Annotated in this window: 13 protein-coding genes; 7 read left to right on the top strand and 6 right to left on the bottom strand. The window is 55.0% G+C overall.

Annotated features, from left to right (window positions below):
- Positions 1-3: 3 nt before the first annotated feature.
- The 3 genes from ABJV08_RS03360 to ABJV08_RS03350 all read right to left on the bottom strand — a co-directional run bounded on the left by ABJV08_RS03360 (position 4) and on the right by ABJV08_RS03350 (position 3,033).
- Positions 4-786, bottom strand: a complete 783-nt coding sequence (locus tag ABJV08_RS03360; protein ID WP_348041710.1) for a succinate dehydrogenase iron-sulfur subunit — start codon at positions 784-786, stop codon at positions 4-6.
- Positions 787-890: 104 nt separating this feature from the next.
- A complete protein-coding gene (locus ABJV08_RS03355; protein ID WP_348041712.1) occupies positions 891-1,775 on the bottom strand; it encodes an alpha/beta hydrolase in 885 nt (294 codons plus the stop codon).
- Positions 1,776-1,797: 22 nt separating this feature from the next.
- Positions 1,798-3,033, bottom strand: a complete 1,236-nt coding sequence (locus ABJV08_RS03350) for a threonine synthase (protein ID WP_348041714.1) — start codon at positions 3,031-3,033, stop codon at positions 1,798-1,800.
- Positions 3,034-3,213: 180 nt separating this feature from the next.
- On the opposite strand from ABJV08_RS03350, the gene ABJV08_RS03345 reads away from it, so the two are divergent.
- Positions 3,214-4,563, top strand: a complete 1,350-nt coding sequence (locus tag ABJV08_RS03345; RefSeq protein ID WP_348041716.1) for an oligosaccharide flippase family protein — start codon at positions 3,214-3,216, stop codon at positions 4,561-4,563.
- A gap of 49 nt (positions 4,564-4,612) precedes the next feature.
- Here the strand turns inward: ABJV08_RS03345 and rpsI are convergent, their stop codons facing one another.
- From rpsI to ABJV08_RS03330, 3 genes are all read right to left on the bottom strand, one after another.
- Entirely contained in the window at positions 4,613-5,152 is a 540-nt protein-coding gene (gene rpsI, locus ABJV08_RS03340; RefSeq protein WP_348041718.1) for a 30S ribosomal protein S9, read from the bottom strand.
- On the bottom strand, positions 5,152-5,631 hold the full coding sequence (gene rplM / locus ABJV08_RS03335; RefSeq protein WP_348041720.1) for a 50S ribosomal protein L13: 480 nt from the start codon (positions 5,629-5,631) through the stop codon (positions 5,152-5,154). The genes rpsI and rplM overlap by 1 nt, the downstream gene beginning before the upstream one ends.
- A gap of 140 nt (positions 5,632-5,771) precedes the next feature.
- A complete protein-coding gene (locus tag ABJV08_RS03330; protein WP_348041722.1) occupies positions 5,772-6,839 on the bottom strand; it encodes a COX15/CtaA family protein in 1,068 nt (355 codons plus the stop codon).
- A gap of 150 nt (positions 6,840-6,989) precedes the next feature.
- Between ABJV08_RS03330 and ABJV08_RS03325 the strand changes: the two genes are divergently transcribed.
- The 6 genes from ABJV08_RS03325 to ABJV08_RS03300 all read left to right on the top strand — a co-directional run bounded on the left by ABJV08_RS03325 (position 6,990) and on the right by ABJV08_RS03300 (position 12,957).
- The gene (locus ABJV08_RS03325) at positions 6,990-7,397 is read left to right on the top strand and encodes a MerC domain-containing protein (RefSeq protein WP_348041724.1); all 408 of its coding nucleotides are present in this window, start codon (positions 6,990-6,992) and stop codon (positions 7,395-7,397) included.
- Positions 7,398-7,442: 45 nt separating this feature from the next.
- Positions 7,443-7,901 carry a transcriptional repressor gene (locus ABJV08_RS03320; RefSeq protein WP_348041726.1) on the top strand — a complete coding sequence of 153 codons (459 nt, stop codon included), beginning with the start codon at positions 7,443-7,445 and terminating at the stop codon, positions 7,899-7,901.
- A gap of 97 nt (positions 7,902-7,998) precedes the next feature.
- The gene (dxs, locus tag ABJV08_RS03315) at positions 7,999-9,927 is read left to right on the top strand and encodes a 1-deoxy-D-xylulose-5-phosphate synthase (protein ID WP_348041728.1); all 1,929 of its coding nucleotides are present in this window, start codon (positions 7,999-8,001) and stop codon (positions 9,925-9,927) included.
- Positions 9,928-9,977: 50 nt separating this feature from the next.
- Complete coding sequence (locus ABJV08_RS03310) at positions 9,978-10,661, top strand: pyrimidine 5'-nucleotidase (protein WP_348041730.1); 684 nt, start codon at positions 9,978-9,980, stop codon at positions 10,659-10,661.
- Positions 10,658-11,494, top strand: a complete 837-nt coding sequence (dapD, locus tag ABJV08_RS03305; protein ID WP_348041731.1) for a 2,3,4,5-tetrahydropyridine-2,6-dicarboxylate N-succinyltransferase — start codon at positions 10,658-10,660, stop codon at positions 11,492-11,494. The genes ABJV08_RS03310 and dapD overlap by 4 nt, the downstream gene beginning before the upstream one ends.
- Complete coding sequence (locus tag ABJV08_RS03300; protein ID WP_348041732.1) at positions 11,494-12,957, top strand: carotenoid oxygenase family protein; 1,464 nt, start codon at positions 11,494-11,496, stop codon at positions 12,955-12,957. Before dapD ends, ABJV08_RS03300 begins: the two co-directional genes overlap by 1 nt.
- Positions 12,958-12,962 lie beyond the last annotated feature (5 nt).

Here is a 12,962-nt window from a genome sequence, read left to right as displayed (position 1 = left end):
CAGTCAGATTTCACGCGCGGCGGTCATCTTTTTGATTTCGGCAATCGCCTTGGCCGGGGACAGACCCTTCGGACAGGCGTTCGCACAATTCATGATCGTGTGACAGCGATAGAGCCGGAATGGATCTTCCAGTTCGTCGAGTCTCTCGCCGGTCATTTCATCACGGCTATCGGCAAGCCAGCGATAGGCTTGCAGCAAAATTGCGGGGCCAAGAAACTTGTCGCTGTTCCACCAGTAGCTCGGACAACTGGTCTGGCAGCAAGCGCATAGGATGCACTCGTAGAGACCATCCAATTTGCCGCGATCTTCCGGAGATTGCAGCCGTTCTTTGCCCGAAGGTGTCGGTGTAACCGTTTTCAGCCATGGCTGGATCGAGGCATATTGTGCATAGAAATGGGTGAAATCGGGAACCAGATCCTTGACCACTTCCATGTGAGGAAGCGGGGTAATGGTGACCTTGTTGCCGCAATCTTCAATCGCGGTGGTGCAGGCCAGGCCATTTTTCCCATTGATATTCATCGCACAAGATCCGCAAATGCCCTCGCGGCAAGACCGGCGAAAGGTCAGCGTGGCATCCTGCTCAGACTTCATCTTGATCAAGGCATCGAGCACCATTGGTCCGCAATCTTCGGTATCGATTTCAAACGTATCGTAGCGAGGGTTTTCGCCCTTATCAGGGTCATAACGATAGACTTTAAACGGCCGCTTCTTTCCATCGGTGAGGGCTTTGTGCAACTCGCCGGTTTTACGGATCTTACTATTCTTGGGGAGCGTGAAAGTAGCCATGTCTATCGGATTCCCTTGTTCTGTGGACGGGCATAACCAAAAAGTGCCAGTATCTCAACCGTTTTACGTTGCAAAAACAACGGTTCGGCTATCAAAAGATGCAATCAGTTCTGGCGTTCAAAAAAGGCAACCATGTCATCCAGGACCGGGGCCTTGTGCCGAAACGGCTTTGCCAGCGCCATCATGATCTCAAGATGATCGACATCGGGATATTCCACATATTCAGCATCACCACCCACTTCGAGCATCCTGTCTCGCAAGATCTTGCTGTTCCGCGGCCTCACCTGGGTGTCATTGTTGCCGCTCGATAGCCACAAGGGCGGCGCATCAGCACGGACAAAATTTACCGGCTGAGTCATTTCCGGCGCGTGATAATCGCCAAAACTCTGTTTCGTGGTTTCGGAATCAAAAGGGAAGAAATCATAAGGTCCGGCCAATGCTGCCACGCCCTTGATAAAATCCGGCGATTTTCCTTCCCGCCCCAGCCATTGGCGATCCAAGGCCAACATCATCACATTATAGGCGCCAGCGGATTGTCCCGAAATGAAAATTCGCTCCGCATCGCCGCCATGCTCACCGATATTGTCATGTACCCAGGCAAGGGCCTTTGCGCTATCTTCCAAGAAACCCGGGAAACGGGTGTCGGGGTACAGCCGATAGTCGGGCAAAACGACCATATAGCCGCGATTGGCCAGCGCCCGGCCCGCGAAAGCATATTGATCTTTGGCTCCGGCTCGCCAGCCGCCGCCGTAGATGAACACGACCACGGGCAAAGGCTGGTTCGCTTCCGTTTTCGGGACCCAGATGTTGAGACCCAGGCCAAGCTCGGAATCATATATCTGGCTATCGACCAGCAACCTGGCATCGCTATCTCCGGGAATGATATTATTGGCCATATCCAGCTGCTTCGGTCCGGGCTGTGAAAAAAACCACCAAGCAAAGCCGACGCAAGCGAGGAGCATTATTCCGGATATGACAAGCCATTTCATGCCGATAGCCTTAACCAGCCGATCAGGCGCTGGCAATGGCGCTCCAGTCGATCGGCTGATGGCGATCAAGAGCAGCATCGGCGGCTGGCATTGGATATTTAAGCCCGTTGCCGCAATTGAACAGCACCGCGCGGTCGCTCTTGCTGACCAGACCATTTTCGAGCGCTTGCAGATAGGCAGCTGCCGTGGCGGCGCCTTCGGGACAGAGGAGCAAACCATCTTCCTGTCCAATCCGTTTTTGCACTGCGACAATCGCTTCATCTTCGACGGCAATCGCGAATCCACCGGATTCGCGAACGGCGCGGAGAATCAGAAAATCGCCGATCGCAACCGGCACACGAATGCCCGCGGCCATGGTGTGGGCATTTTCCCAAAGCGGTGCATGATCGAGCCCCTTTTCCCACGCGTCGACGATCGGAGCGCAACCGGTCGCCTGCACAGCGACCATGCGCGGGCGCCGTGAATCAATAAAGCCAATGGCTTCCAGTTCGTCAAAAGCCTTCCACATGCCGATCAGGCCAGTGCCGCCGCCAGTCGGATAGAAAATGACATCGGGTACTTGCCAGCCCAATTGCTCGACCAGTTCCAGTCCCATCGTCTTCTTGCCTTCGATCCGGTACGGCTCTTTCAACGTCGATAAGTTGAACCAGCCCATCTCGGCTTCGCCATCGGCGACGATCTTGCCGCAGTCATTGATCAGTCCATTCACCCGCCAGACCTTGCCGCCTTGCAAGGCAATCTCCCGGACATTGACCTCGGGCGTATCATCAGGACAGAAGACAAATGCTTCCATTCCCGCGCGTCTGGCATAAGCCGCCATGGCCGCGCCGGCATTACCATTGGTTGGCATTGCAAGCCGTTTCAGTCCCAGCTCTTTCGCCATCGATACCGCCATGACGAGACCACGCGCCTTGAACGAGCCAGTGGGAAGACGACCCTCATCCTTGACGATCACATTGGATCCAAGCGAGTTATCAAGCGCGATCAAGGGCGTCATGTCTTCACCGAGCGAGACGATATTGCTTGCGCTGACGACCGGGAGCAGTTCGCGATACCGCCAGAGATCCGGCGGGCGATTGGCCAGCACATCCTTGGTCAGATGGGCAGCGACCGACGGAAGGTCATAGCGCACCAAAATGGGAGCGCCCGCGGGTGACAGATTCTGTACGGTTCCCACCGGCAATTTGTCTCCGGTTTTGGAACATTCCAGATGGGTAAGAAAATTGGCGATGTTTGCAGTGCGATTATCTTTGTTCATAATCCCCCGCTAGCATTGACCGCCCTGCAAGCCACCCCAAAATCGTGTCATGAATGTCATCAACCCCGTACATTGGTTTGCTCAACCGTCACTCTCGCAATAGAAGAGAATAGAAAAAGCTGAACTTTGCGATAAAGAGAAGCGCAACCGCCAGATCATATATGGGAAAAGTTGAACATAGTGTCGCGAAATTGGCTCACCAAATGGTCCCGCAGCGAGGACCCGCTCATTCGCGTGTTTCGCAACAGCAGCTGGCTGTTTTCCGCCAAAGGCATTGGCGCGATCATGAGCATTTTCTATCTCGCCATATTGACCCGGACCCTGGGCGTCTCAGGCTTTGGTGAATTCATGGTCATTGTCGGCGCTGTCCAGGTTCTCACCGCCATATTGAAACTCCAGACGTGGCAAGCCGTCGTGCAATTTGGTGTCCCCTATTTGCTGGCCGGACAGAATCAGGCCTTTCGAAAATTGTCATTTCAAAATTTCTGGATCGAGTTCATCGGCGGGTTGGTGGCCTGCGGCGCGTTGTGGTTGATGCTCCCTTATGGCGCATCGCAATTTGCCTGGAGCGATCCGGTCGTTAGCGCGATCATGGGCTATGGCATCATCGTATTCCTGTCGGTGCGATCCACACCAATCGGTATATTGCGCGCCCAGGATCGCTTTGGCGGCAATGCTTTTGGTGATGCAATCATTCCGATTGTGCGTTTCATCGGCGCGTTCTTCCTATGGCTGACAACGCCATCGATGACGGGGTTTCTGATCGTATGGGGGCTTTCCGAATTTATCAGCTTTATCGTGATGTGGTTGTTGGTTTGGCGACATCGAGATTCTGTCCACCCGCTGAGCAGCGAAACGGCAATCGCGGCATCACCGCCAAGCCGGACAGAATTTCTCGCATTTTTGCTGTTCACCAATCTAGCCTATTTGGTCAATGTCATCCGCGAACGCCTAGTGGTGGTAATCGTCGGCTTTTTCGTTGGGCCGGCCGCGGCTGGACTGTTCCGATTGGCTGACCAGCTTGCCAACAGCCTCAATCGCCTAGCGGAGGTATTTGCTCGCCCGCTCTTCGCGGAATTGTCGCGTCTGTTCGCAGTGGGTCAATCACAGGAATTGCGTGCTCTATTCTGGCGGTCCCTGCGGGTATCCGCGCTGAGCGGCGCTGTCCTATTCATCGGACTGCTGCTGCTTGGCCAGTATCTCATTTCTTTCATCTCTGGACCGGAATATCTGGCTGCCTTCCCGATCTTGCTGCTGCTCGGAGCCTCGACCATCATCAGTCTGGCTGGGCTCGGACTTGAACCTCTGCTTCAGGCTGCAGGGCGGGCGCGCAATGCTCTTATGGCGCGGGTTGCCGGACTGGTCGCGCTCGGACTGCTCATGGCCCTATTTTTGCCGATGTTCGGTACAATCGGCGCTGCTTGGGTGATGCTGATTTCTGCGGTCTTGACCACGATCATCTTGTTCGTCTCCAGCCGGGCGGTGATCGCCCATCCGGAGTTGGCCAAATCCGGATCCTCCAGACCATAAAAAAAGGCGACCCGCAGGCCGCCTTTTTCGCAATTCGATTTGGTTTCGCTTAACGTTTCGAGAACTGGAAGCTCTTACGCGCTTTCGCCTTACCATATTTCTTACGCTCAACCTTACGGCTGTCACGGGTCAGGAAGCCGGCTGCCTTGACCGTCGCGCGAAGCGTTGGCTCATATTTGGTCAGCGCTTGCGAGATACCATGTTTGACCGCGCCCGCCTGTCCTGAAAGACCGCCACCTTTGACGGTAACAATCACATCATATTGGCCTTCGCGTTCGGTAATGGCAAAAACCTGATTGAGAACCAGACGCAAGGTCGGGCGTGCAAAATAGGTTTCCTGATCGCGGCCGTTCACCGTGATCGTTCCCTTGCCGGGCTTCAGCCATACACGGGCAACCGCATCTTTACGGCGACCGGTAGCATAAGCACGGCCAAATTTGTCCAGCTCTTGCTCGCGCAATGGCATGGTCGATACGGGTGGTTCAACCGCACCAACTTCTGCGTCCGCATCAGCGGCAACAGGTGCATCCACTACAGCCGCACCGGCAATATCTTTAAGATCAGCGAGATCAGTTTTTACGTCAGACATTATGCGCCCACCTTATTCTTACGGTTCATCGAAGCGACGTCGAGCGCCACTGGGTTTTGGCCGTTATACGGATGCTCGGTACCAGCGAAGACGTGCAAGGCGCGCATCTGTGCGAAACCAAGAGGACCCTTTGGGATCATCCGCTCAACAGCTTTTTCTACAATACGTTCAGGAAAACGACCTTCGAGGATCTTCTCCGCGGTCGTGCCGCTGATGCCGCCGGGATAGCCGGAGTGCTTGTAATAGGTTTTCTGTTTGGTCTTATTGCCAGTGAACTTCACCTTTTCGGCATTGATCACGATAACATGATCACCACAATCGACATGCGGGGTGTAGCTTGGCTTATGCTTGCCGCGCAGGATATTGGCGATGATTGATGACATGCGGCCAACAACCAGATCGGTGGCATCAATGATATGCCATTTTTTTTCGACATCAGCTGGTTTGACCGACTGTGTCTGTTTGGTGATAGCCTTCATGGGCTTTGCTCCTTCTGGGAGAATGGATTGATTCAAAAAATACAAAAGCCGGGACGTATTGGCCCGGCAGACTGCGGCGCTATTGGCGATGTTTTCACGGCAAGTCAAGCGAAAGCGGGGCTTTGCTGACGGGTATAATATTACCTTTTGCTATTTTCGGCTTGCCTATGGCCGATCAGATGTACGCCCCATATGGTCGACGCGACGACCAGTGCGCCTACCGCCTGATGCAGCACGGCAAGATGAATATTAATCCCCGTCATCACGGTCGCGATGCCGAGCAGTATCTGGCTTCCAAAAGCCATATGAATCGCAACGGAGGCCCTGCGATCTATGGGACGGACCCTGCGAGCGAGAATGACCAGAAAGCCGACAGCAACCCAGGCCCACCAGCGATGAATGAAATGGATCAGATAGGGGTCATTGCTCAAAGCCGACCAAATTCCATTGGCCCATTCGATGCCGCCGGGAATGAAATATTCATTCATCAACGGCCATGTATTGGACACATAGCCGGCGTTGAGGCCTGCCGTATAAGCGCCGAACAGAAGCTGTATGAAGAGCACAGCTAGCACCGACCAGCCAAAGCCCGTCACACGGGCCGGCTTAACATTGCCCACGGCAAGTTGACGCAAATCCAGTGCGGTCCAGACAAGCCCACCGAGAATCACCAGCGCTGTCAACAAATGCACCGCCAACCGATAGTGGCTGACATCCGTTCGTTCGCTCAGCCCAGAACTGACCATCCACCAGCCAATTGTACCCTGCAGCCCGCCGAGCGCCAGCAAGGCCAATAGACGTCCGCCATAGCCGTTGGGGATGGCCCGCTTCACTGCAAACCAGAGTAGCGGCAATGCAAAGGCTAGGCCAATCAAACGCCCGAGCAAACGATGCACCCATTCCCAAAAATAGATGAATTTGAAATCCGCCAGCGTCATGCCCGCAGGGCCGTTAATTTCCAGATATTCTGGGATCTGCTTATATTTTTCAAACTCGGACAACCAGTCCGCCTCGCTCAACGGAGGCAATGCCCCGGTTACCGGCTTCCACTCGGTTATCGACAAACCCGATTCGGTGAGCCGGGTGATACCGCCGACAATCACCATGACAAACACCAGAAAGGCGACAGAATAGAGCCAGTTTGCGATAGCGATAGGCTGCGGACTTGCCGTGATATCCGGTTGATTTGGAACGATCTGATCGGTCATTGGCTGCTATTTGGTATCAAAAGCAGGGCGTGACAACCACAAAGGCCGCGACCAACCACAAAAAAGCCAAAGTTCAATAATGTTATGTTGTATCTTAACACGTTTATTCCTATATCGGCGCCACGAAACGAACAAGTGAGGCAGTGAGTCGTGTTTACGACAGCGAATTTGTGGAACAAAGATGGTCTTTTGATCAGGGATGGCCTGTGGGATCGTCTAGCCGTGATTGTCTCTGGCCTATGTCTTGTCCATTGCGTTTCAACCATTGCCTTTGTCGCGCTCCTGTCTTCAGCAGGCGGCATGCTGCTTGATCCGCTGGTCCATGAAATCGGATTGGGAGTGGCTATTGCATTGGGCTTTTTCACCTTGGGTCGGGGCGTCTTGGATCATGGCTATGTCATGCCGGTGGCCGTTGGCAGTCTGGGGCTGGGCATGATGATAGGCGCGATCACGCTGGGACATGATCAAGGCCATAGCGGTGCCGAGATTTTCTACACCATGTTAGGCGTCGGATTTCTTGCGTTGGCCCATGACCTAAACTACCGCGCCACGCATTAATTACTGCCCATTGCCCTCGCGGCCAAACATCCCTAAATTATCCCTATGGGAAAACATGATCATCACGAGCATCACGGCGAATCCTTAGCGGATGCAGCACGCGTCAATCTGGAAAAGTCCGGCGAAAAATGGACAGACACAAGGGCGGCGATATTTGAAGCGCTGGCTGGATTCTCTCGTCCGGCCTCTGCCTATGACATTGCCGAACTGGTTTCGACCGCGCGCGGCAAGCGCGTGGCACCGAATAGTGTGTACCGGATTCTAGACCTATTTGTGGCGAAGAATCTCGCGATGCGGGTCGAAAGCGCCAATGCATATATTGCCAATAGCCATCCCGGTTGCGAACATGATTGTATTTTTCTGGTTTGCGACACGTGCGGAGAAGCCACGCATATCGACGACGAACCCTTGTCCCAACAAGTGCGAAAAGTAGCACAAAGCCAAGGATTCAACTCCATCCGCCCGGTTATCGAAGTGCGCGGTATTTGCCAGAAATGCATTTGATCCTTCTCGTTCGTCAGCAAATATTCACTAACAGTCTGCTGAAAGTTCGACAGAACAAAGCGATGCCGTTAAAGCTGGGATCAAATAGGGAGTGAATATGCCAGTTTCGAATACACCTTTGCTGGATGATGTCTCCCTTCCCGCAGATTTGCGTAAATTGAAACCAGCCCAGCTCCGTCAATTTGCCGATGAGCTGCGCACGGAAGTCATCGATACCGTATCCACAACCGGCGGCCATCTCGGCGCAGGCCTGGGTGTGGTCGAGCTGACGACCGCAATCCACTATGTTTTTAACACTCCGGAAGATCGGTTGATCTGGGATGTTGGCCATCAATGCTATCCCCACAAAATCATCACCGGTCGCCGAGATCGCATCAGAACCCTCCGCCAAGGTGGGGGCCTGTCTGGCTTTACCAAAAGATCAGAAAGCGAATATGATCCTTTTGGTGCAGCACATAGCTCCACTTCGATCAGCGCGGCGCTGGGCTTTGCCATTGCCAACAAATTGAATGACAAGCCGGGCCGGGGCATTGCAGTGATCGGCGATGGCGCGATGAGTGCGGGCATGGCTTATGAAGCGATGAACAATGCCGAAGCAGCAGGCAACCGGCTGGTCGTCATTCTCAACGACAATGACATGTCGATTGCTCCACCGGTGGGCGGACTGTCGGCCTATCTCGCGCGGATTGTTTCATCCCGCGAATTTCTGGGCGTGCGCCAGCTGGCCCGGCGCATCGCCAGAAAGCTGCCCAAGGCACTGCATGATGCAGCGCGCAAGACTGATGAATATGCCCGCGGCATGACCATGGGCGGCACCCTGTTCGAAGAGCTGGGCTTCTATTATGTCGGACCGATCGACGGCCACAATCTTGAGCATCTTATTCCCATCCTGGAAAATGTTCGCGATGCTGCGGAAGGTCCCTGCCTGATCCATGTCGTCACTGAGAAGGGCAAAGGCTATAAATTTGCAGAGGAAGCTGCCGACAAATATCATGGCGTAGCGCAATTTGATGTGGTGTCCGGCAAGCAGAATAAGGGCCCCGGTGGCGGACCGCCTGCCTATCAGAATGTATTCGGCGAAACCCTCGCCAAACTGGCCGACAATGATTCCCGTATCTGCGCGATTACCGCCGCCATGCCGTCGGGCACCGGCGTCGACAAATTTTCCAAGGCGCATCCTGACAAAGCTTTTGATGTCGGCATCGCCGAACAGCATGGCGTTACCTTTGCAGCCGGTCTCGCGGCTCAAGGCATGCGGCCCTTTTGCGCAATCTATTCAACCTTCCTGCAGCGCGCCTATGATCAAGTTGTCCATGATGTGGCGATCCAGAATCTGCCGGTTCGCTTTGCCATTGACCGGGCTGGCCTGGTCGGCGCGGATGGCAGCACCCATGCGGGATCTTTTGATATCACCTATCTCGCAACGCTCCCCAATATGGTCGTGATGGCCGCCGCTGACGAAGCAGAACTCGCGCACATGACCTATACCGCTGCGGAATATGACAAAGGCCCCATCGCCTTCCGCTATCCGCGCGGCAATGGCACCGGCGTGCCTATTCCGGAAAAGCTGGAACAATTGGAAATCGGCAAAGGCCGGATCGTCAAAGAAGGCACCAAGGTCGCGATACTCTCTCTGGGCGCGCGCCTCGAAGAAGCCAAGAAAGCGGCCGAACGACTGGAAGCCAAAGGATTGAGTACGACCGTTGCCGATCTTCGTTTTGCCAAACCTTTGGATGAAGATCTGATCCGCAAATTGCTGACCAGCCATGAAGTCGCGGTCACGGTTGAAGAAGCATCTGTCGGCGGCCTCGGCGCCCATGTGCTCACCATGGCCTCTGATCAGGGTCTGACGGATGCTGGCCTGAAAATCCGGACCATGCGCCTGCCCGACCTATTTCAGGATCAAAACAAGCCGGATGTACAATATGCCGAAGCTGGTCTTGATGCGGACGGCATTGTCGATACCGTGCTGAAGGCGCTCCGCCACAATAGCACGAGCGTCGAGGATGCCGGAGCACGGGCCTAACCCATATTGCCGCTTGTGATTGCCGGAAACGGTCTTTAGGCGATTGCCTTATGCCACCACAATTTTCCCATATCGATCACTGGATTTTTGATCTCGATAATGTGCTCTATCCGGCCGAGTGCGATCTATTCGCCTTGATCGACATCAAAATGGGGGAATATATTTCCCAGACACTGGACTGTGATCTCGTGGAAGCGCGGAAAATCCAGAAGGGTTTTTTCCACGATCATGGCACCACGCTGGCGGGCTTGATGCATCATCATGACACCGATCCGGCCGATTTCCTCGATTTTGTCCATGATATCGATATGGACCGTCTGTCTCCCGCGCCTTTGATCCGCGCTGCCATTGCCGCGCTGCCCGGAGAAAAGCTGGTCTTCACCAATGCCGACCGGCCCTATGCCGAACGGGTGTTGGAAAGGCGCGGCTTCAGCGAGCTGTTTCACCAAATGCATGATATCCGGGATACAGACCTCGTCCCCAAGCCACAAAAGCCCGCCTATGACAGCATGATCGCGGCCACCGGTATCGATCCAACCCGCGCATTATTCGTCGAAGATATGGCCCGTAATTTGCGCCCGGCGAAAGATTTGGGCATGACGACCGTGTGGATCAACACCGGTGCAGAATGGGCTGGCCGGGAGCATGATCCTGCTTATATTGACCACGAAATCACCGATCTGGAAAGCTGGGTCACCGGCCTCCACAATATGAAGGAAGAACAACCAACATGACCGCAGCATTGCAGACCATCATCGACGACGCCTGGGAAAAACGGGAATCCCTTGGCCTGACAACCCAGGGCGAGATTCGCGATGCCGTGGATGCCGCTCTTGCGATGCTCGACAACGGGACCGGGCGTGTTGCGGAGAAAAAAGACGGCGCGTGGGTCGTCAATCAATGGCTCAAGAAAGCCGTATTGCTCTCCTTCCGGCTCAACGACAATGAAGTGATCGAAGGCCCTGGTGGCGCGAACCATTGGGACAAGGTCCCGAGCAAATTTGCCGGTTGGGGTGAAAACCGTTTCCGCGAAGCAGGCTTCCGTTCCGTACCCGGCTCCATCGTGCGGCAGGGCGCGCATATCGGGCGCGGCGTTGTTTTGATGCCAAGCTTTGTGAACATTGGTGCTTTTGTGGATGAAGGCAGCATGATCGATGGCTGGGCCACGGTCGGAAGCTGCGCGCAGATTGGCAAAAATGTTCATATTTCCGGCGGTGCTGGCATTGGCGGGGTTCTGGAGCCGTTGCAGGCGGGCCCTGTGATCATCGAAGATGGTGCCTTTATCGGCGCACGGTCCGAAGTCGCAGAAGGCGTCCGCGTTGGCGAAGGCGCCGTGCTCTCCATGGGCGTCTATCTTGGCGCATCAACCAAGATCGTCGACCGTATCACCGGCAAAATCTGGATCGGTGAAGTGCCGCCATATGCGGTGGTTGTCCCTGGAACGATGCCGCCAAAGGTCAATGTTGATGGCGTACCAGGACCAAGCCTCTATTGCGCCGTGATCGTCAAGACGGTCGATGCGCAAACGCGTTCCAAAACCGGTATCAACGAATTGCTGCGTGACTGATGGCGACCCGGGTGGATCAGGTGAAGGCGACGCTGCAGCCGAATGACCATCCGTATCGCAACGGCGCCTGGACTCCGGTTTTCGAGGAAGTCGACCGGGATGATCTCGAAATAATCGGGACCATTCCAGCCGACATTGACGGCCTCTACATCCGCAATACAGAAAACCCGGTTCATGACAGCATCGGTCGCTATCACCCCTTCGATGGCGACGGGATGATCCACACCATCCGTTTGCAGGGCGGCAAGGCAAGCTATCGCAATCGCTTTGTCCGGACCGAGGGCTTTGAAGCCGAACAGGCCGAAGGCGGTCCTTTGTGGGTTGGCATCATGGGCAAGCCCGATGATTCCAAGCGCAAGGGATGGGGGGCGCATGGCAGCGTCAAGGACAGCAGCTCGACCGACGTTGTGGTTCACGCCGGCGCGATCCTCTCGACATTCTATCAATGCGGCGAAGGCTATCGGCTCGACCCGGAGACATTGGAAACGCTCGGTACCGCGGGCTGGGTTCCGGAGGATGGTATCTCCGCCCACCCGAAGGTCGACGAAGCCACGGGCGAATTGCTATTCTTCAACTATTCGACCAAAGCGCCATTTCTTCAATATGGTGTCGTTGGATCCGACAACCAGCTCAAACATCTCGTGCCCATCGACTTGCCCGGCGCGCGCTTGCCCCATGATATGGCGTTCACCGAGAATTTCGCGATATTCAACGACTGCCCGCTCTATTGGAAGCCGGAGCTGATCGAACGGAACCTCTACATTCCCGCTTATCACCCCGATGAACCCACGCGCTTTGGCATCATCCCCCGCATGGGGCAGCCGGAAGATATCAAATGGTTCGATGCCAAGCCGACCTATGTGCTGCACTGGACCAATGCCTATGAGGATGGCGATGAGGTCGTCCTCGACGGCTATTTCCAGAATGAACCTGTGCCGGCACCGCTGACCAATTTCCCGGCGGGCTATGAAAGCATGGGCGCGAGCATCGATCTGCACAGCTTCAAACCAGAGCTGCACCGCTGGCGTTTCAATATGAAAACCGGCGAGACCAAAGAAGAGACATTGTTCAACGATTATCCGGTCGAGTTTGGCATGATCAACCAGCAGGTCGCCGGACAGCCCTATCGCTATGTCTATAGCGCTACCGGGGAGCCGGGCTGGTTCCTTTTCAATGGCCTCACCAAACATGATCTGGAGACAGGCGAAGCGGACCATATCTCCTTTGGCGAGCAGCGCTTCGGGTCCGAAGCGCCCTTCATTCCGCGCGCCAATGCACAGTCAGAAGATGACGGCTATCTGATCAGTTTCATCACCGATATGGCGCAGGATCGCAGCGAGTGCATCATTATCGATGCGCAGAATGTCGCGGCTGGACCGGTCTGCACGATCATATTGCCGCACCGGATATCGAGTGGCACCCATGCGACTTGGGCCACAGCGGAGCAGATCAAGGCGCGCTAGCAAAG

Source organism: Parasphingorhabdus sp. (assembly GCF_039982395.1).
In the GTDB taxonomy this organism is placed as follows: Bacteria; Pseudomonadota; Alphaproteobacteria; order Sphingomonadales; family Sphingomonadaceae; genus Parasphingorhabdus.
The sequence above is the reverse complement of the archived record's forward strand: the minus strand, read 5'-3'. Positions and strand labels throughout refer to the sequence as shown.

Excerpts from the sequence above, each read along its gene's own strand:
- ABJV08_RS03360 (WP_348041710.1), bottom strand. The coding sequence starts at position 786 with ATGGCTACTTTCACGCTCCCCAAGAATAGTAAGATCCGTAAAACCGGC.
- ABJV08_RS03355 (WP_348041712.1), bottom strand. The coding sequence starts at position 1,775 with ATGAAATGGCTTGTCATATCCGGAATAATGCTCCTCGCTTGCGTCGGC.
- ABJV08_RS03350 (WP_348041714.1), bottom strand. The coding sequence starts at position 3,033 with ATGAACAAAGATAATCGCACTGCAAACATCGCCAATTTTCTTACCCAT.
- rpsI (WP_348041718.1), bottom strand. The coding sequence starts at position 5,152 with ATGTCTGACGTAAAAACTGATCTCGCTGATCTTAAAGATATTGCCGGT.
- rplM (WP_348041720.1), bottom strand. The coding sequence starts at position 5,631 with ATGAAGGCTATCACCAAACAGACACAGTCGGTCAAACCAGCTGATGTC.
- ABJV08_RS03330 (WP_348041722.1), bottom strand. The coding sequence starts at position 6,839 with ATGACCGATCAGATCGTTCCAAATCAACCGGATATCACGGCAAGTCCG.
- ABJV08_RS03320 (WP_348041726.1), top strand. The coding sequence starts at position 7,443 with ATGGGAAAACATGATCATCACGAGCATCACGGCGAATCCTTAGCGGAT.
- dxs (WP_348041728.1), top strand. The coding sequence starts at position 7,999 with ATGCCAGTTTCGAATACACCTTTGCTGGATGATGTCTCCCTTCCCGCA.
- ABJV08_RS03310 (WP_348041730.1), top strand. The coding sequence starts at position 9,978 with ATGCCACCACAATTTTCCCATATCGATCACTGGATTTTTGATCTCGAT.
- dapD (WP_348041731.1), top strand. The coding sequence starts at position 10,658 with ATGACCGCAGCATTGCAGACCATCATCGACGACGCCTGGGAAAAACGG.
- ABJV08_RS03300 (WP_348041732.1), top strand. The coding sequence starts at position 11,494 with ATGGCGACCCGGGTGGATCAGGTGAAGGCGACGCTGCAGCCGAATGAC.